Below are 19,050 nucleotides of genomic sequence, written 5' to 3'. Positions count from 1 at the left end.
CATGACGAGCGACGAAGGCAGCAAACGAGCGCGCAAGATCGTGCATGTGGATATGGACGCCTTCTACGCATCGGTCGAACAGCGCGACAATCCCGAGCTGCGGGGCCTGCCCGTTGCCGTCGGCTATCCTGCAGCCCGCGGCGTCGTGGCTGCCGCCAGCTATGAGGCACGCAAGTTCGGCGTTCATTCGGCGATGCCTTCGGTGACCGCGAAGCGCAAATGCCCCGACCTCATCTTCGTCAAACCGCGCTTTGACGTCTACAAGGCCGTCTCGTTGCAGATCCGCGCGATCTTCGCCGAATACACGCCGATGATCGAGCCGCTCTCGCTTGACGAGGCCTATCTCGACGTCACCGAAAACCTGAAGGGCATGGAGATCGCCACCGAGATTGCCGCGGAGATCCGAGCAAAGATCAAGCAGGTCACCGGCCTCAATGCGTCGGCCGGGATTTCCTACAACAAATTCCTCGCCAAGATCGCATCCGACCTGAACAAGCCCAATGGTCAGGCTGTCATTACGCCGAAGAACGGACCGGCCTTCGTCGAGGCCCTCCCGGTCAAGAAATTCCATGGAGTAGGCCCCGCGACGGCCGAAAAAATGCATAGGCTCGGGATCGAGACGGGCGCAGACCTCAAGGACAAGACACTCGAGTTCCTGGTCGAACACTTCGGGAAGTCGGGACCATATTTCTTTGGAATTGCCCGCGGCATCGACAATCGCGAGGTCAAGCCGGACCGCGTGCGGAAATCCGTCGGCGCGGAAGACACGTTCTCTGAGGACATCCACTCCTTTGAGCCGGCACGCGAAGGCCTTCAGCCGCTGATCGAGAAGGTCTGGGGTTATTGCGAGGCCAATGAAATCGGCGCCAAGACCGTGACGCTCAAGGTCAAGTATGCGGACTTCAGCCAGATCACCCGCAGCAAGACGGTTACGGCACCTCTGCAAACGATCGGCGAGCTTGAGGAGGTGGTCGGCCTGCTTCTCGCGCCGATCTTTCCGCCGCGCAGGGGAATCCGCCTGCTCGGCGTCTCGCTGTCATCATTGGAACGGCAGACCTCCGGAGCGATGCCGCAGTTGCGGTTGGCGCTTTAGACCGCCAGCGTCGCCTGGACAGGATCGATCGAATGGCGCTTGACCCGGAAGGTCCCCGCTGGCAACGGACGGAGGATTTCGTCCTCAGACACAAGTCCGTCGAGCCAGGCCAGGCGTTGATCCCGGTTCAGCACCGCCATCTGCCGGTCGTGAAACGGCGCGAGATCGGCATTCGCCTCGATCGTCAGAATGGCGTAAGCGTCCGGCCAGTCCTGGGTCGCCGGCCGCCAAATCCCAGCGAAGTAAAACCAGTCGCCGCTGGCGAGCGAGAAGCTGAAGCTCCTGTGGCGAAACTCCGAGGCCGGCACCAGGCAGCGGTGGGTCGGAAAGGTCCTTCCTTCCGACCGGACGACGTTCACAGGGCGCGCATCGCCGTCGCGCGGCCGCAGTCCCCACGGCAGCTCCACCATCTCCACATCGCCGTGATGGCGCCTTATGATCACACGGCGCTCATCGAGCGGGGCGTCGGACTGGAAAACGGTCGCACTCATCATAGGCAGAACATACCAGGAACGCGATTGAGAGACAATCAGACCTGAGACGGAGGACGCATGTGCAATGATTATCGGCTGATGGTGGATGTCACCTCGATTGTCGAGGACTTTGCCGAGCTCAAGATCAAGATCCGTTTCGGCGAAGGTGCGCCGAACCTTGAAGCGCGTGAGGACATCAAGATCACCGATATCGGCCCGATCATCCGGACGATCGATGGGGCGCGCGATGAGGCCGAGCTCGTGCAGCGGCGCTGGAGCTGGCCGGGGCCGAACAAGCGGCCGGTGTATAATTTCCGGTCGGAAGGGCGGGAGTTCAATTCCAATCGCTGCCTGATCATTGCGGACGGTTTCTACGAATTCACCGACCCGAAGGATCCGAAAAAGAAGCGCAAGGACAAGTGGCTGTTCACCAAGAAAGACGAGCCGATCTTCTGCATCGCCGGCATCTGGCGCGAAACCCCCGAGGTTGGGCAAGCCTTTACCATGCTGACGATGGAGCCGGGGCCGGACATCGCCCCATACCACGACCGGCAGATCGTCATTCTGGAGCGAAACGCCTGGGCTGATTGGCTGGATCCGACCGTTTCGGCCAAGGCGCTCATCAAACCGCTACCGGCAGGCACTTTAACCGTCGACCACGTGGGTTAACCGGCAAACAACTGGCAGCGTCGCTCTTTGCGGAAGCCTCAGCTTCACGGGAGTCGGCTCAAGTCAGTCCCCCTCCGGCAAATTGGCCGGATTCCACACGACCTCCCACAAATGGCCATCGGGATCGGTGAAGTAGCCCGCATATCCCCCGTAGAATGTCTCTTGGGCGGGCTTCACGATGGCTGCGCCCGCTTCGCGTGCCTGTTCCATGACTTCATCCACCTCGCTTCGCTGCGAGACGTTGTGGCCGATCGAGAACGATGTGCTGCTGGCTGGCGCTTTCGTCAGGCCGCTATCGTGAGCCAAATCGTCCTGATCCCAGATAGCAAGTTTGACCCCCGTTCGAGAGATCAAAGAACGCGACGGCGCCATGCTCGAATTCGCGGCCCACGATCCCTGGGGTGTGCAGTCCCAGTCCGTCACGATAAAAAGCGAGCGACCGTTCAAGATCTGCGATACCAAGCGTCAGTACAGAAATCCGGGCCTTCATGAGCAATCCTCCCGTTAAATCATGGCTTGGCACTTGGCACCTTCAGTTTGGCGCCGTCTTTTGCGTCCAAAGAGCATTGCCGCAGAAGCGCAGACCGTGAGCGGGCCTGTTATCATTGGGCCTTGCCGCTCCTCCGCCGCGTGAGCATCGCCAAGGCGAATGTAAAGGAAGCGAAGAGCAAGCAGTCGGCTTCCGCTGCCTCGCCTGCGCAGTGAGGGAGCCCCCGACGATACATTATGCGATCTATTTGGCCCAGAACGTGAACATCTTCGCAACAAGCCGTGCAAAGGGCTCGAGAGGAACGGCTCCCTTCGACCCGTTGCGGTCACTCGCCGACAACGATGGGAATTTCCGGTGCTGAGCGAAAGTGGACTCCGGAGCGGTGCAGGGAATTTTGCCGGAGACCGATCACTTACAGCACCTGCGAGGAAGCCGCCGAATGCCGCTTCGGATGAAGACAATAGGTGGAAGTTACCGCAGCCGCAGCGACATTGACTGCGGATTTTTCCGCAATATCTTCCCGACCGGGAACCGGTATCCGTAGAGGCATGAATATCATCCATGCACGACGGGGTCGACATCCCTGGCAGTCCAATCCGAGGTCCTCATGACAGCAACACAAGCCGGCCATCCCGACAAAGCTCACGGCCGCTTCGCCGCACTCCTGGTGGGCTCGATCGGGGTTGTCTATGGCGATATCGGCACCAGCCCGCTTTACGCCTTTCGCGAGGCGTTGCGGCCGTTCGCGCACGATGGCGTGCACGAAAACGAAGTCATCGGGTTGATTTCGTTGATGATCTGGACGTTGACGGTCATCGTGACGCTGAAATACGTGCTCTTCCTTCTTCGCGCCGACAATGACGGCGAAGGCGGGACGCTCTCTTTGCTCGCTCTCCTGATGAAGAAAGCACAAGGCAGCATCGCGCTGCTGTTTCTGGCTGGTTTGACGGGCGCGGCCCTCTTCATTGGCGATGCGATGATCACGCCGGCACTTTCTGTGCTTTCGGCCGTGGAGGGATTGAAGCTGGTCACTCCCGCTCTTTCGGACTACGTCCTGCCGATCTCGGTGACGATCCTGGCGGCGCTCTTTCTCGTGCAATCAAGGGGTACGGAAGCTGTCTCCAAGTTCTTCGGCCCAATCACCCTCGTCTGGTTCGTCGCCATGGCGCTCGGCGGGATCGCCCACATCAGTGACGATTTCTCGATTCTCAATGCATTCAATCCACTCTACGCGCTCGATTTCATTACCCATGCGGGTTTCGTCGGCCTGGTCGTTCTCGGCGCGGTCTTTCTGACCGTCACCGGAGCGGAAGCTCTCTATGCCGACCTCGGCCACTTCGGGCGCACACCCATTCAGACGGCATGGTTTCTGGTGGTATTCCCGGCGCTGGCGCTCAACTATCTCGGACAGGGCGCACTCGTGCTCACGCACCCGACGGCGATCGAGGATCCCTTCTTTCTGATGTTTCCGGAATGGGCGCTGCTGCCGATCGTGATCCTGGCGACACTTGCGACCATTATCGCCAGCCAGGCGGTCATAACCGGCGCTTTCTCCTTGGCCCGCCAGGCGATCCATCTCGGTTTTCTGCCCCGCCTCGAGATACGCTTCACGTCCCAAACGACGACCGGCCAGATCTATGTGCCATCCGTAAACTCGCTGCTTTTCATGGGCGTACTGACGCTCGTCATCATCTTCGGAAGTTCGGAGGCGCTTGCCACCGCCTATGGAATCTCGGTCACAGGGGCGATGGTCGTGACCACGCTCTTGGCATTCCCGTTCCTGACATGGGTGTGGGGGTGGTCGATGATCTTTGCTCTAAGCGTACTCCTGCCCCTGTTCGTTCTCGAGTGCATCTTTCTCGCGGCCAACCTGCTGAAGGTCCACGACGGTGGCTACGTGCCCATCATGATCGCCGGCACGATTATGCTGATGATGTGGACATGGCAGAAGGGCACGCGCTTGGTAAAGGAGAAGATTGGCCGCAACGACATGTCGCTGGAAGCGTTCATACGATTGGTCGAGCGAAAATCTGAACACGCTCCCGCGGACGTCCCAGGGACGGCGGTCTTTTTGGCGAGCGTGCCGGACAAGGCTCCCGCGGTGCTGCTTCATAATCTCAAGCACAATCATGTGCTGCACGCGCAGAATATCGTCCTTCACGTTAGAACCCGTCGCGTTCCGTTCGTGCCTGAGACTGATCGGATCGAGCTAACGAGACTTTCGGATCGGTTCAGCAAGCTCACCGTCAACTTTGGCTTCATGGACGAGCAGAATGTCTCACAGGCCTTCGCAATGTGCAGGAAAGCGGGGCTGAAATTCGAGATTATGTCGACGTCCTTCTTTGTTGGACGGCGCAAGCTCGTGTCAGACCCCGATACTGGCCTGCCCGGATGGCAGGACCGGCTGTTCATAGCGATGTCGCATGCGGCGATCGACCCTTCTGATTACTTCAGCCTGCCGCCCAACCGCGTTGTCGAGATCGGCGAGCAGGTGCTTGTCTGACCGAGGGATCGATAGGCACGCTGCACGCCAGACACGCTCGGTTCGTTGGTGTTCGCCGCCGACGTCTCGGCCTAACAGTTCACGTGCGCAAGCCCTTAGCTTGCGATTTTTACCGTGACCATTCGCGGCTCAACATGCAGACCGAGCATCACGGCCATCCAGAGTATGCTGACGATCAAGTGCCAAGGCCAGAACACTCCGAACGATGTCGACGGAAGTTTCCGGTTCCGAAAGACGATCGCCGCGGTTGAACGCCAGTCCAATGGCAGCGCACTGACCCGTCGACGTTTTTACGGGCCAAAATTCAAATCGTGAGGCCGTAGCTGGGTAGGTTTCGGCACGAATGACAGTGCGCATCTCCAATGAGGAGCGCGCCGCTTCGAATTCGGCCTCCTGAAGCTCAATATCTCCCACTGCGTTGACGGAGACCACTTCACTCCCCGATACGGTCATCACGGCGACAGGAACTTGGAAAAGCGCTGCAAGGGTTTGGACGGTGGTTGAGACGATCGCCTCCATGCTGGCGGCCGCGACGACGGCACGGCCGTAGTCTTGCAACACCGCCGCTTGGGACCTCAACAGTGCCGCATCAGTCGCTCTGCGCCGAGAGGTATAGGCAACGCTACTGACGATAAGCCCAATGACAAAAAGCAGGCCTATTGCCCAGATGTTTGCCGGATCATCGACGAGCAGCGTGTAGCGCGGCTCGGTCAGAAAGAAGTTGTACGCGAGAGCGCCAAGCACGGCTGAGCAGAGCGATGGGCCCAAGCCGAAGCCTACGCCGGCGACGACCACCGGCACCACGAATATGAGAGAAATGTTCGGGATCGCCACGCCGCTGTCGATTCCAACGGCAATCAACGTGGCGATGGCGGTCATTGCTATGGATGCAAGTAACCGACCACCTCCGGAACCTCCAACGGTGCCGAGCTCAAACGCAGATCGGCTGCCACGCGTGGCGTGATGTCCTGTTGTAGCTTCGATTTACCACCGGCCATTGGTGCGATTCCTTCTAAAAAGCACTCGTTGTGCCGCGATATACGTACCAATTATACTCCCATTGCGTGTTCGCGGTCCGCCAGAGATGCGGCTTACAAGGCACTTTGCCTCGTATCGGTTCACACCGTTCGCTTCCGGCACTCACTGTGAAGACAGTGAGTGCATGTTGCCCAAGAGGGTGCAGCGGTCTGCGTCAACGATATGCACAAAACAAAGACCTAAAGCGTTGAAGCGTCAGAGACTCTCGTCCAACAGCGAAAGGTATACCTCCTCCGGTTCTGAGCCCTCTCGTATCGCGCTCAGGGTCTCCGATGAGCGAAGCTTTCGCGCGAGCAAGGCAAGGACGTTCAAATGGGTGGCACTGCCTTGCATAGGGGTGAGCAGAAGACAGACTATGTCCACGGGGACATCATCGATGGACTCGAAATCAATGGGTTGCTTGAGCCGTACGACGAGAGCAAACGGCGCCTGAAGGCCAGCAATGGGAGTATGCGGAATCGCAATCCCTTGGCCAATTCCCGTGGAACCAAGATTTTCGCGGTTGTTTATTGCGCGAAATATTTCATCCTCGTCGATGCCGACTGCCTGGCTCGCCTTCTCCGCAAGGAGATGGATGAGCATGACCTTTGAAGGAGCATGGACATTGATGACAACATGCTCCGGCTTGAGAATCTCAGATATATTCATGTCACAATCCGCTTCCCGAACAATCTCGAACGGGAGCCTCAATTCTGTTCTGCTTCGCGGAGGCGATAACCGACGCCTGTTTCCGTGGTGATATATTGCGGTTGATCCGGGCTGCACTCGATCTTCTGGCGAAGCTGGCGCACGTAGACCCTGAGATATTGAACGTCAGTCGGTCCGCCCCAGATCTGGTTCAGCAGGTGCTGGTGCGTGATGACACGGCCCGCGTACTGCACGAGAATGCGCAGGATGTCGTATTCCTTGGGAGACAGTTTGACCTCCTTGTCGGCCACCTTGACGATCCGCTTCACCAGGTCGACGGAAAGATCGCCCGTCTTGAATATCGGCTTCTCGCCCCGCTGCTGCAGTCTGTGCCGAAGAGCGACGCGAATGCGGGCGGCAAGCTCCTTCATGCCGAAGGGCTTCGTGACGTAGTCGTCGGCACCGCCCTCGAGGGCCCTGACGATGCCCACCTCATCGGTGCGGCTGGAGAGAACGACGATCGGCTGCTCCAGGAAATCGCCGCGCCATTTCGCGAGCAGATCGTGGCCAGCTATGTCTGGCAGACCGAGGTCGAGAAGGATCAGGTCCGGCTGTTCTCTGGCAACAAGGCTCATCGCCTCCTTGGCGTTCATGGCTTCAATTACGGTATAACCCTCACTTGTCAGCCCGACTCGCAGCAGCTTTCGAATCGCAGGCTCGTCGTCGACGACGAGTATTTTCACCGTTAAGACTGTCATGTCAGACCTTCCACATTTCTCGCTTCGGTCGGGATCGGCATGGAAATCGTAAAGATCGCTCCCGACCGATCGGTTCTGTTTCCGGCACAGATTGTTCCGCCCATGGCTTCGACAAAGCCCTTGCAAATTGAAAGTCCGAGTCCGGTGCCCGCGCGCACGTGATCGGTCTTTTGAACACGATAAAAGCTGTCGAATATGCGCTCGAGATCACCGCCTGGGATGCCCGGGCCCTCATCGATGACCTGGAGAGTAACCGCTCCTCCGTCGATCCATGCTCGGATCATCACCGTTGAGCCTTGTGGAGCGTATTTGGCTGCATTGTCGATGAGATTGAACAGCACTTGCTCGAACAGGACGGGGTCGAGCTTCAACATTGGCAAATCGGGCGGTATGTCGATCGCCGTCTTATGTCGTGCCAGGATCTTGCCCGCTCGGCGCAAGGCCGTGCCGACGATATCATCGATATAATGGAAGGATGCAGTCGGTGCGGTCGCGCCGGATTCGATGCGTGTCATGTCGAGCAGATTGGCGATGAAACGGTTGAGCCTCTCGGACTCATCCACGACTGTGGAGAGCAGGTCGGTACGGTCGCCTTCAGGCATAGAGCCGGAATAGTCGCGCAACGTGCCGGCGGCTCCCATGATTGCGGCGAGCGGCGTCTTGAGATCATGGGAGATCGACGTCAACAGCGCGGAGCGCAGCCTGTCGGCCTCCGCTGCCAATCTCGCCCGATCGACGTCGGCCACGAGTTGGATCCGCTCGATGGCGAGCGCTGCCTGATCGGCCAGCGCATCGAAGAGCCGCTGCTGCTCGGGCGTCAGCAGCGGTCCCTGCTTGTCATTGTCGAGCCCAACCACGCCGATCGCCGTGCGGCCAGTCTTCAAGGGGAGATAGAGGCGCTTTGCACCCGGCAGCGTGTCGGCCCCGCGCCCGGCGGGCCGGTCATGTTCCCATGCCCAGCGGGCGGCGGCGATATCGGCATCGACCAGTGTGTCGTCCGGCGGATAACCTGCCTTGACCTCGATCGAATTTTCCTCCGGAAGGAGAATGACGACCCGCACCTTCAGCATGGAGGCGATCTGGTAGGCCGTGGCCCACAGCACGTCATCGAGCGTGCCGGTGCTGGCGAGCTTCTTGGAGAAGAGATAGAGGTCTTCAGTCGTTCTGGCGCGCTGGCGAGCCGCGACGGCCTGACGTTGGACGCGCGCGGTCAGATTGCTTGCCGTCACGGCAACCACGAGAAAGAAGACCAGTGCCAGAACACTTTCCGGATCCTCGATCGTCAGCGTGTAACGCGGATCGAGAAAGAAGAAGTTGAAGGCCAATGCGCTGACGACGCAGGCATAGAGCGCTGGCCACAGTCCCGCGGTCAGCGCCGAAGTCAGCACCGCCATCAGGAAGACGAGCGCTATGTTCTGGACATCCAGAACCTGGTCCAGCAGCGCGCCGAGCGCGAGTGCGGCGGAGATGTAGAGCGTACTCAACAAATAGGGTCGGAGCTTGACCTGCGCCGGAGGCGGCGCCGTCTTGATGCCGCGCTGCTCGGCTGCCGCTGCCGCCGCTCCCGAAATCACATGCACACTGATGTCGCCCGCCTGCCGGATCAGGTCATGGGAGACCGATCCTTCGACGAGCTCGCGCCAGCGGGACTTGCTGGGCTTGCCGATGATCACTTGGGTGACATTGTTCGCCGCCGCGTGGCGAAGGATTTCGCTTGCCACGTTCTGCCCGGGAATCGTCGTTGCCTCTCCGCCCAGTTGCTCAGCGAGGCGCAGATGCGCGGCAAGCCGGTCCTTATCGGCATCCGAGAGGTTGACCGAGCGCGACGTCTCGACGTGAAGCGCCGCCCAGGGAGCGCGCAAGCGGTCCGCCTGGCGCTTGGCGTAGCGCACGAGCGACGCGCCGCGCGGATGCTCGTCGACGCAGACGAGCACCCGGTCTCCCGCCGCCCAGGGGCCGGGAATGGCGTGCGCCTGCATATGGCTTACAAGCTGCTCGTCCACGCGCTGCGCCGTGCGGCGCAAAGCAAGTTCGCGCAGGGCCGTCAGGTTGCCGGGCGAAAAGTAGTTCTGGATCGCCCGCTTTGCCGTCTTCGGCAAATAGACCTTGCCCTCGTGCAAGCGCTTGATCAGGTCGTCCGGGGTGAGATCAATGATCTCGATGTCATCGGCGCGATCGATGATCGAGTCCGGCACGGTCTCGCGGACCCGGATGCGCGTGATCTGCGCGACGACGTCATTGAGGCTTTCGATGTGCTGGACGTTGAGGGTCGTATAGACGTCGATGCCTCGGGCCAGGATCTCCTCGACGTCGAGGTAGCGTTTCGCATGGCGGCTGCCGTCGACATTGGTGTGGGCAAGCTCGTCGACGAGAACCAGTTCCGGGTGGCGCGCGAGGATGGCGTCGAGGTCCATGTCGTCGAGGAGGTGTCCCTTGTAGTTGACACTCTTGCGCGGGACCACTTCGAAGCCATCGACAAGCGCCTGGGTTTCCTTGCGACCATGGGTCTCAACGACACCGATGACGACATCGCCGCCTTCGGCCTTGCGCGCCCTTCCCGAAACCAGCATCTCGTAGGTCTTGCCGACGCCGGGCGCGGCACCGAGGAAGATCTTCAGGCGGCCGCGGGCCTCGCGTTGAGCGGCCTCGAGGAGCGCTTCCGGCGAGGGCCTGGTATCGATGTCGCGTCTTTCGTCAGGCATTGTGGCGCATTCCCTCGCGATCAAGGTCGGGGATGACCCCGGCCGCATTCGTCATTGGGCCCCAACACGATCAAGTGCAAGGTTCAAGGCGAGAACATTCACCGCCAGTTCGCCCATGAACCCAAGTTCGCGCTGTTCGACATGGTCATCGACCAGCGTCTTGACTGCTGCTTCGTCGAGCCTGCGGGCTTTGGCGACGCGCGGAACCTGGAAGTAGGCGGCTTCCGGCGAAATATGCGGGTCGAGGCCACTGCCCGACGTCGTCGCGAGGTCCATCGGTACCGGCGCCAAGGGGTTTTCCGCCTTCAATGCCTCCGCTTCATTCTTCATTCGATCGATCAGCTTGGCATTGGTGGGACCAAGGTTTGAACCGCTGGAACTCGCGGCATTATACCCGTCGCCAGCAGCAGAGGGACGGCCATGGAAATAGCCCTCACCGATGAAGGACTGACCGATCAGCTCCGAGCCGATCACCTTGCCGTCCTTTTCGATCAGGCTACCATTGGCCTGATACGGGAAGAGCGCCTGGGCGATCCCGGTCATGCCGAGCGGGTAGGCCAGTCCGGTTATGGCGGTCAATGCGATGATCATGACGATCGCGGGTCTGAGTTGTTTCAACATGGTCATGATCCTTAAACGAGGCCAAACGCGGTTATGACGACGTCGATTGCCTTGATGCCGACGAAGGGCACAATGATGCCGCCGAGGCCATAAATCAGGAGATTTCGCGACAGCAGCGCACCGGCGCCGATCGGCCGGTATTTCACGCCCTTCAGCGAGAGCGGGATCAACGCGACGATGATCAGCGCGTTGAAGATGATCGCTGACAGGATGGCGCTTTGCGGTGTCGCGAGCCCCATGATGTTGAGTGCACCGAGCTGCGGATAGAACGCCAGGAACATCGCCGGTATAATCGCGAAGTATTTCGCGACGTCATTGGCGATGGAGAAGGTCGTCAAGGCGCCGCGCGTCATCAGCAACTGCTTGCCGATCTCGACGATCTCGATGAGCTTGGTCGGGTCGGAATCGAGATCGACCATGTTGCCGGCTTCGCGCGCCGCCACCGTGCCGGTGTTCATCGCGACGCCGACGTCGGCCTGGGCGAGAGCCGGAGCGTCGTTGGTGCCGTCGCCGCACATCGCCACCAGCTTGCCCTGGGCCTGCTCCTCGCGGATGAGGCTGAGCTTGTTTTCGGGCGTGGCTTGCGCAAGGAAATCGTCGACGCCGGCCTCCGCCGCGATCGCGGCGGCCGTCATCGGGTTGTCGCCGGTGATCATGACGGTGCGAATGCCCATGCGGCGCAGTTCGGCAAAGCGCTCCTTGATGCCGCCCTTGACGATGTCTTTCAGGTGTACGACGCCGAGCAACCGGCCGTCCTTGACGACGGCGAGCGGCGTGCCGCCGGACTTGGCGATCTCGTCGGCGATCGCCTGGAGCTCTCGCGCCGCCTGCGGATCACGCACGACGACGCTTGCCGTGCCGTTGATGTTCGCCACAGTCGTACGATCGGCGTGCTGGAGAACGGCATCGACCGCCCCCTTTCGGATGCTAGAGCCGTCGAAATCGACACCACTCATCCGGCTCTGGGCAGTGAACGGAACGAAGTGCGCATGCAGACTTCCCATGTCGCGGGCACGGATGCCGTATTTTTCCTTGGCAAGCACCACGATGGAGCGGCCCTCCGGCGTCTCGTCGGCCAGCGATGCAAGCTGCGCCGCATCTGCGAGTTCCTGATCGGAGACGCCGCGCACGGGCCTGAATTCGGTGGCCTGGCGGTTGCCAAGCGTGATCGTGCCGGTCTTGTCGAGCAGCAGCGTGTCGACGTCGCCGGCCGCCTCGACCGCACGGCCGGACATGGCAAGGACGTTGAAACGCACCAGGCGATCCATGCCCGCGATGCCGATCGCCGAGAGCAAGGCACCGATCGTCGTCGGGATCAGGGTGACGAAGAGTGCGACGAGAATGAGAACCGGGATATAGCCGCCAGCATAGGTGGCGAAGCTCGGAATCGTCGCCGTCGCTAGAACGAAGATCAGCGTCATGCCGGCAAGCAGGATGTTAAGCGCGATCTCGTTGGGGGTCTTCTGGCGTTCGGCGCCTTCGACGAGCGCGATCATGCGGTCGATGAACGTCGAACCAGCCGCGGCGGTGGTCCGCACCCGGATCCAGTCCGACAGGACCTGGGTACCGCCGGTGACGGCGGACCGGTCGCCGCCGGACTCGCGGATGACAGGTGCGGATTCGCCGGTGATCGCTGCCTCGTTGACTGAGGCCACACCTTCGATCACCTCCCCGTCGGAGGGGATGATGTCGCCGGCTTCGACGAGGACGTTGTCGCCGACCTTCAGGCTTGTGCCGGGAACGAGCTTGAAGTTGTTGATATCGTCGCCCTTGAGCAGCTTCGCTTGCGTTTCCGTGCGTGTGCGCCGCAGCGACTCCGCCTGCGCCTTGCCGCGACCCTCAGCCACCGCTTCGGCAAAATTGGCAAACAGAACGGTGAACCAGAGCCAGATCACGATCTGGAAGGAAAAGCCGATGTTATCTCCGCCCGTGATCAGATCACGGACAAGCAAGACAGTGGTCAATGCGGAGACGACGGCGACGACGAACATCACCGGATTCCTGGAAAGTGTCTTCGGATTGAGCTTTCGAAAAGCATCGCCGATGGCGGGTATGAGAATGCGAGCGTCCATGATGCTCGCGGATTTGGACTGGCTCATAGGAGACTCCAGCTTGAAGGTCTAAGATCACCGCGATCCGTCAGACCGCCGTGAACAATGGAATGAGCGCCTCGACAAGGCGCGCGATCAGCACCACGACGCCCGTCATCAGGAGAAGGATGCTCGATACGCGCGGCGGCTCGACCGGTCCCCGCGCCGTGGCGCGGGGATCAAAGTGTTTGCGTGACTGCTGGAATCGCTGTTCCATGGCATCACCTCAGAAGGTCTGTCCGAGAAGCGTGGCGAGATGCTCGACGATCGGCCCGACGGCGAGCGCCGGGAAGAAGGTCAACCCGCCGACGACCAGGATGACGCCACCCAGGAGGCCAACGAACAGCGCGCCATCGGTCGGGAAGGTGCCGGCCGAGGCAGGCACGGTCTTCTTGGTCACGAGCGAGCCAGCGATCGCGAGCGCCGGGATGATCACCAGGAAACGTCCGATCAGCATCGAGAGACCGATGGTGATGTTATACCAGGGCGTATTCCCGGTCAGGCCGCCGAAGGCAGAGCCATTGTTGGCCGTACCCGACGTGTAGGCATAGAGGATCTCCGAAAAGCCGTGCGGGCCTGGATTGGCGATTGACGCTACCGCATTCGGTAAAACCGCTGCGATCGCCGTGAACCCGAGGACCGAAAGCGGGACGCAAAGGATGGCAAGAACCGCCATCTTGACCTCTTTCGCCTCGATTTTCTTGCCAAGGTATTCCGGCGTGCGGCCGACCATCAGCCCGGCGACGAAGATTGCCAGCACGACGAACAGAAGGATGCCGTAGAAGCCCGCGCCAACGCCGCCGATGATGATTTCGCCAAGCTGCATGTTGATCAACGGGATCAGGCCACCGAGCGCGGTGAAGCTGTCATGCATGGCGTTGACAGCCCCGCACGACGCCGCTGTGGTGATGGCGGCGAAGAGTGCCGACAAGGGAATGCCGAAACGCACTTCCTTGCCTTCCATGTTGCCACCCTCCAGGCCAAGCGCATGCACGAGCGGATTGCCTGCAGCCTCCGCCCAATAGCAAACGGCAACGCCCGCGAGGAAGAGAACGCCCATGGTGGCAAGAATGGCCCAGCCCTGCCGCTGGTTGCCGACCATGCGGCCGAAGACATTGGTGAGAGCCGCGCCGATCGCGAAGATCGAGACCATCTGGATCAAGTTCGAGATCGCGTCCGGGTTCTCGAACGGATGCGCCGCATTGGCGTTGAAGAAGCCGCCGCCATTGGTGCCCAGCATCTTGATGGCGATCTGCGAGGCGACAGGGCCGACCGCGATCGTCTGTTGCGCGCCTTCAAGCGTCGTCGCGTTGACGTAGGCGCCGAGGGTCTGAGGCACGCCGAGGTAGACATAGACGAGCGTCAGCAAGACACAGATCGGCAGCAGCACGTAGAGTGTGCTTCGGGTCATATCGACCCAGAAATTGCCGATCGACTTTACCGAAGCCTTGGCAAAGCCGCGGATCAGGGCCACCGCGATGGCAATGCCGGTTGCCGCCGAGACGAAGTTCTGCACCGTCAGTCCGGCCATCTGCACGAGATAGGACATCGTGCTTTCGCCGCCGTAGTTCTGCCAATTGGTGTTCGTCATGAAGCTCGCCGCCGTGTTGAAGGCAAGCTCTGGCGGGACGGCGCTCATGCCGGCCGGATTGAACGGCAAGGCGCCCTGTAGGCGTTGGAGGAAATAAAGAAGCAGGAAGCCGGCGAGATTGAAGAACAACAGCGCCGCAGCGTAGGCGGTCCAATGCTGTTCCTCGCGTTCGCTCGTTCCGGCAATCCGGTAAAGACCGCGCTCGATTGGACCGAAGAGGATCGAAAGAACCGTGCGCTCGCCGTCGAAGACGCGCGTCATGTAACCGCCAAGCGGCTTCACGAGCAAAATGATGATCCCGCAGAAGACGAGGATCTGTATCCATCCGTTGAGAGTCATAGGTATGGCTTTCCGAGCATTAGGCCTGGCGATCAGAGCCGCTCCGGGCGAACGACGGCGTGGGTCAGGTAGACGAGAAGAAATACCGTCACCACACCACCGAGAGTGTAATCAATGAGCATCTTTGCGCTCCGCTATTAGAGGTTGCTGCACGCCCTGACGTAGACAAGCGATAGGGCGAAGAACACGATGCCCATGGCGAGAACGACAACGTCCATGTCGATAATTCCTGTGCGCTGTTTCGACTTACTGCGCTCCCCTGGAGGCGGTGAGAACCGATCGGCGGGCAGACGCAATGGCGTGGACATCCCACTCACCGCACGATCGAGGGGTGCGGCGCGCGATGTCAAATTTTGGCGAGAATATGGCTCCGAACCGCATAAAGATTCGAGAGAGGCGGGAAAGGAAAGAAATAGGAAACGTATAGGAATTTGGTGATCGGCTGCCTTGGCTCCCGTATCGCCGAAGAGCTGCATACGCGGTGCGAAGGTAACCCTGCTTGCCCGGCGCCGGCGCGTGCCGGCGACAAGCTGCCTTTCCTGGTCCGACCTATCTCGCCAAGTCCATGACGACGCCAAGGATGACGATAACGGCGAACATCGCGATCGTGACCGGAATGATGCCTTGCATTTCCGTCGTCAATATCTCGACCGTTGTGGTCGATGGCCTTCGGGTCCGCGCATGCGAGGCCTGTCGGGGGTCTTTGTTCTCCATTTCGCCCGCCCCGCCCGATCAATGCGCGGCCCAGCTTAGAAGCGCTATCGCTATCGAGACAGTACCAATGACGATCCCGAGCCGCAGGAAAATTCACAAATCCTCCGGATAAGGGAGCGCCTCCGCACGCCTCTCATCGGTGACGGCTGGGCGCCGGGTCTGCCGCATATGCGGGGTGAAGTGATCCGTGCCGAGACGGGAATACATTTATCGTGCTCCATCTGTTTTGCCGGATGCCACCCGATACAATCGAAACCTGATCGACCTCGGGCCATCCATGCCGACACGTTATTGGCGCCCCCATAACTTTTCGATTGCGGGCTCATGGAAAAGAAGTAGGAACTTCATTTGGATAGCCGGCGACCGCATGGGCGTTTCATATCGTCCACTCGCCAGATGGGTTGCTACGGGAAAGCCCGTGCAGCACGCGGCGGAGAACTTCGATTCCGGCGACCAATCTGGCGGATAGTCGACAGGCGGAAGATGCGTCGCTGCCGGTCGCGCAGCCCGGCTCAAGAACGCATGCGGGTGCCGTCTGCGCGCCAAGAATGAGTAAGTGGGATTCAACACCGTTAATCAGCAGCAGGTCTTGGATGCACCGCCGCCGGTGTTCAGAAGTTCCAGCGCGAAACGACCATCAGCTAGCTGGAGATATATCTTATAGGATCGGTGTCCCGCGCAGAGTTCCCGAGCGAAAACAACGGCCTCTCGTCGCGACGGATGTGCCACGTCGGAGCGCTCTCCTTCCTTCCGGACGCGCCAGTGTCGGTCGTAGTCCTGAAACACCCACAACACGACCCCAGACTCGGAGCCGTCGTTCGGTTGGCCAATCAGATCCCGAAATTTGAAATTCATCGGCGAAACTCCGGATGGAGAGGAATGATGAACCCGACTGCCATATGAAATCGAGAGGAGACGCCAAGCAACAGCATAAAGATTTCATATGTACGACCTGCTGCCCTCCTAGTGTTGTATCGCTCAGGCCCGGTTGATTGCCTGCACGGACACAACTGGACTACTGCCGGCTCTCAGGAAAGCCGCGATTTTCCCATACGTTCCATCGAAGCACCGGCGCCGACGAAGGCGCAGGTCGCTCGGCCAATTTCGCTTCCTTGAGATCAAAGAAGATTTCGGCTTCTTCACCAACCCCATCCGCCGAATGGAAGCTCACGTCCACCTGCGCCCGTTCAAATAGAGACATCCCGCGCGCAAGGAGATCGAGCAGATGAACGCGATCAAGGCGAGACTGGATGGCTCCTGCTGAATGAAGGCTGGTGCGCTACGACCCTCAAATCTTCTTCGCTCCGTGGTTGCGGACCGGCTGGTGCGAAAAATTCATCAAATGCCGAATGCCGATAGAGTTCCGAACGTCGCGACGGCGAGAACAAGATAGCGTCCCGTCTTCGCGATTGTTACCAGCAGCAGAAAGGACCACCACGGCTCCCGCATGACACCCGCAAACACAGTGGCACCACGTCACCGACACCTATCGAAACAGACGGCCGCCGCAGCGAGTTGGATCAGTGCCGTGGCCATGCCTCCCCGTGCGTCCTGTACCAGCCGGCGTTAGCCCGGCATGCTGCCCGCCCGCACGAAAAGGGCTCGATACGCCATAAGCCAGGCTGTGCAAAGAATGGAAGCGACCTCCATTGACATGCGCATTGCGTCGTGGAATGGCGATGTAATCGGCAAAGGTTCCTGGCAGAAATTCGCTGAAGATGTGCCAGTGGGGGTCCAGCGTCTCGTTGTCTCGCCAATCGTCCCTGCCGACCGTCGGATAGATGGCAACCGGTGTCCCGTCATTCAGCGTGCCGGCGCCGTCATTGCCCAGAATGATCGGGAACCAAAGAGGATCTGGGTGGTGCGTGATCCCCTGGAGGGTAAAGAGATCGTGCCGGTTCAAGCTCGCATGCGAGACTTTGACCTCGTAGCAAGTCATCCGGACCTATGGGGCAGGGCTGCTCGCCAATACAAAGCGCCCTCAGCGGATATTCCCTGCTGGGGTTCTCAACCTAGACGGCAAACATTCGACATGGCCTCTCATTGGAAGCTTGATCGGCTCGACAATAGCTTTGGGCAAGGCGCGTCCAAGTGTCGACGAACACCTACGCGGAATCCCCTGCCGCACTCCTTATTATCTGAACGAGTGGTTTTAAGCGGTAGGTACCATGCCACCGTCGATGACATATTCGGTGCCGGTGATCGCCCCCGCACGCGATGATGCAAGGAACGTTACAAGATCAGCAACCTCTTTCGGTTTCGTCGGCCGCCCGAGCGGTATACCGCCAAGCGCACCCATGATGATCTTTTTGCCACCCTCGTAGTCGGTACCCGCTTCCTTCGCGAGCCGTTCGGCAAGCGCCACGGCCGCATCGGTTTCGATCCAGCCCGGCGACACACGGACCACCCTGATCCCCTTTGGGGTCACTTCCTTTGAGAGGCTTTTGCTGTAGGTCGAGAGTGCGGCCTTGGCCGCGGCGTAGGCGGTCGTCGATTCCGGCAGCGGCAACTCGTGCTGTATCGACGTCACGTGAATGATAACACCAGATCCCCGCGCTATCATTGCCGGCAGAAGTGCCCGGTCGAGCCGAACCGCGGGCATCAGATTGTGGTTCAGTTCCTTCAGCCATTCCTCGTCGCTCAGCGCAGCAAAGCCACCGGCCGGCGCGCTGGACCCGCCAAGCACGTTGACGACGATGTCGATGCCGCCAAAATGGGCCAGCACCTCATCGGCGACCTTCGCACAGCCCTCGGCAGCCATGAGATCGGCAGCTATATAATGGGGACCCTCCGCCTTGGGTTCGGGCACGGTCCTGGCAGTTGTCGCGACCCGCGCGCCCGCGGCCAGCAAAGCCTGAACACCGCCGCACCCGTACCCTTTGTGCCGCCCGTCACCAATGCACGCTGGCCCTCAAGACCTAGATCGAAGTTCATCAGGCGATCTCCAGGTGCGCGATCGCATCGCCCGCAAGTACGAAGGCGTAACGAAGGTCGACCGGGCTGCCGGGGAAGTTACCAGTCAGGTGCGCGGTGACGATGATCTTTCCCCCCTCCTCCTCGGCGGCAATCGGCTCGCAAGAGTACTCGTACTTGGTGGACGACTCCGCCTTCCATCGAGCAATGGCCTTGCGGCCTGTGTACGTCTGTCTTTCGTCGATCACCACAGCATCAGGGGTGAAGCGGTTGGCAACTGCCGAGCCGTCCTTTGCGTCGGCAGCGAAATAGTCGGCAACAGGTTTGGGAAGTTTAAGAGGCATAATCACTCTCCGGTGTTTACTTGCGTACGTATGGAAATTGCCTTAACTTCCACAAAGTTCAAGAACGCACGAATAAGTCAGGTAC

General features: G+C 60.1%; 18 protein-coding genes and 2 pseudogenes. 3 read left to right on the top strand and 17 right to left on the bottom strand.

All coding sequences use genetic code 11. From position 1 onward, the window contains the following. The first annotated feature begins 1 nt into the window (after nucleotide 1). Nucleotides 2-1,093, top strand: coding sequence for a DNA polymerase IV (gene dinB, locus QA637_RS21280; RefSeq protein ID WP_283066735.1), 1,092 nt, complete (start codon nucleotides 2-4; stop codon nucleotides 1,091-1,093). Here the strand turns inward: dinB and QA637_RS21275 are convergent. Further along, nucleotides 1,090-1,587, bottom strand: coding sequence for an SOS response-associated peptidase family protein (locus QA637_RS21275; protein WP_283066733.1), 498 nt, complete (start codon nucleotides 1,585-1,587; stop codon nucleotides 1,090-1,092). The genes dinB and QA637_RS21275 overlap by 4 nt on opposite strands. A gap of 57 nt (nucleotides 1,588-1,644) precedes the next feature. Here QA637_RS21275 and QA637_RS21270 point away from each other — a divergent pair, with 57 nt between their 5' ends. Next, a complete protein-coding gene (locus tag QA637_RS21270; RefSeq protein ID WP_283066731.1) occupies nucleotides 1,645-2,235 on the top strand; it encodes an SOS response-associated peptidase in 591 nt (196 codons plus the stop codon). Between the two features lie 63 nt (nucleotides 2,236-2,298). Here QA637_RS21270 and QA637_RS21265 read toward each other — a convergent pair whose 3' ends face one another. After that, the gene (locus tag QA637_RS21265) at nucleotides 2,299-2,607 is read right to left on the bottom strand and encodes a VOC family protein (RefSeq protein WP_283066729.1); all 309 of its coding nucleotides are present in this window, start codon (nucleotides 2,605-2,607) and stop codon (nucleotides 2,299-2,301) included. 725 nt (nucleotides 2,608-3,332) lie between these two features. Here QA637_RS21265 and QA637_RS21260 point away from each other — a divergent pair. Next, nucleotides 3,333-5,228 carry a potassium transporter Kup gene (locus tag QA637_RS21260; RefSeq protein WP_283066728.1) on the top strand — a complete coding sequence of 632 codons (1,896 nt, stop codon included), beginning with the start codon at nucleotides 3,333-3,335 and terminating at the stop codon, nucleotides 5,226-5,228. A 129-nt stretch (nucleotides 5,229-5,357) separates the two neighbouring features. On the opposite strand, the gene QA637_RS21255 is transcribed toward QA637_RS21260, so the two are convergent. From QA637_RS21255 to QA637_RS21185, 15 genes and pseudogenes are all read right to left on the bottom strand, one after another. Then, on the bottom strand, nucleotides 5,358-6,107 hold the full coding sequence (locus tag QA637_RS21255; RefSeq protein ID WP_283066726.1) for a DUF4118 domain-containing protein: 750 nt from the start codon (nucleotides 6,105-6,107) through the stop codon (nucleotides 5,358-5,360). Nucleotides 6,108-6,461: 354 nt separating this feature from the next. Beyond that, entirely contained in the window at nucleotides 6,462-6,914 is a 453-nt protein-coding gene (locus QA637_RS21250) for a PTS sugar transporter subunit IIA (protein ID WP_283066724.1), read from the bottom strand. Between the two features lie 38 nt (nucleotides 6,915-6,952). Continuing rightward, the gene (locus QA637_RS21245; RefSeq protein WP_153439788.1) at nucleotides 6,953-7,651 is read right to left on the bottom strand and encodes a response regulator transcription factor; all 699 of its coding nucleotides are present in this window, start codon (nucleotides 7,649-7,651) and stop codon (nucleotides 6,953-6,955) included. After that, on the bottom strand, nucleotides 7,648-10,353 hold the full coding sequence (locus QA637_RS21240) for a sensor histidine kinase (protein ID WP_283066722.1): 2,706 nt from the start codon (nucleotides 10,351-10,353) through the stop codon (nucleotides 7,648-7,650). Before QA637_RS21240 ends, QA637_RS21245 begins: the two co-directional genes overlap by 4 nt. Nucleotides 10,354-10,404: 51 nt before the next feature. Then, nucleotides 10,405-10,974 carry a potassium-transporting ATPase subunit KdpC gene (kdpC, locus tag QA637_RS21235; RefSeq protein ID WP_283066720.1) on the bottom strand — a complete coding sequence of 190 codons (570 nt, stop codon included), beginning with the start codon at nucleotides 10,972-10,974 and terminating at the stop codon, nucleotides 10,405-10,407. An 11-nt stretch (nucleotides 10,975-10,985) separates the two neighbouring features. Continuing rightward, nucleotides 10,986-13,073, bottom strand: coding sequence for a potassium-transporting ATPase subunit KdpB (gene kdpB, locus QA637_RS21230; protein ID WP_283066718.1), 2,088 nt, complete (start codon nucleotides 13,071-13,073; stop codon nucleotides 10,986-10,988). A gap of 40 nt (nucleotides 13,074-13,113) precedes the next feature. Continuing rightward, nucleotides 13,114-13,281: a hypothetical protein gene (locus tag QA637_RS21225; protein WP_153439792.1), complete on the bottom strand. Its 168-nt coding sequence runs from the start codon at nucleotides 13,279-13,281 to the stop codon at nucleotides 13,114-13,116. Between the two features lie 9 nt (nucleotides 13,282-13,290). Continuing rightward, entirely contained in the window at nucleotides 13,291-14,994 is a 1,704-nt protein-coding gene (kdpA, locus tag QA637_RS21220; RefSeq protein WP_283066716.1) for a potassium-transporting ATPase subunit KdpA, read from the bottom strand. Between the two features lie 32 nt (nucleotides 14,995-15,026). Beyond that, complete coding sequence (locus tag QA637_RS21215; protein WP_283066715.1) at nucleotides 15,027-15,116, bottom strand: potassium-transporting ATPase subunit F; 90 nt, start codon at nucleotides 15,114-15,116, stop codon at nucleotides 15,027-15,029. 15 nt (nucleotides 15,117-15,131) lie between these two features. Further along, a complete protein-coding gene (locus tag QA637_RS21210) occupies nucleotides 15,132-15,302 on the bottom strand; it encodes a hypothetical protein (RefSeq protein WP_283066714.1) in 171 nt (56 codons plus the stop codon). Nucleotides 15,303-15,543: 241 nt separating this feature from the next. Beyond that, nucleotides 15,544-15,708 (bottom strand): hypothetical protein, encoded by a 165-nt coding sequence (locus QA637_RS21205; protein ID WP_283066712.1) that lies wholly within the window; start codon nucleotides 15,706-15,708, stop codon nucleotides 15,544-15,546. A gap of 1,338 nt (nucleotides 15,709-17,046) precedes the next feature. Continuing rightward, a pseudogene (locus QA637_RS21200) lies at nucleotides 17,047-17,175 on the bottom strand (DedA family protein); the annotation flags it as partial. Nucleotides 17,176-17,194: 19 nt separating this feature from the next. Continuing rightward, on the bottom strand, nucleotides 17,195-17,611 hold the full coding sequence (locus QA637_RS21195) for an MDR/zinc-dependent alcohol dehydrogenase-like family protein (RefSeq protein WP_153439796.1): 417 nt from the start codon (nucleotides 17,609-17,611) through the stop codon (nucleotides 17,195-17,197). A 249-nt stretch (nucleotides 17,612-17,860) separates the two neighbouring features. Then, nucleotides 17,861-18,642 (bottom strand): annotated as a pseudogene (locus tag QA637_RS21190) (SDR family oxidoreductase). Then, on the bottom strand, nucleotides 18,642-18,965 hold the full coding sequence (locus QA637_RS21185) for a nuclear transport factor 2 family protein (RefSeq protein WP_153439798.1): 324 nt from the start codon (nucleotides 18,963-18,965) through the stop codon (nucleotides 18,642-18,644). Before QA637_RS21185 ends, QA637_RS21190 begins: the two are co-directional and overlap by 1 nt. Nucleotides 18,966-19,050 lie beyond the last annotated feature (85 nt).

Source organism: Sinorhizobium terangae (assembly GCF_029714365.1).
Taxonomy (GTDB): Bacteria; Pseudomonadota; Alphaproteobacteria; order Rhizobiales; family Rhizobiaceae; genus Sinorhizobium; species Sinorhizobium terangae.
Note: the sequence above shows the minus strand (reverse complement) of the source record. Positions and strands in the feature narration are given on the sequence as shown.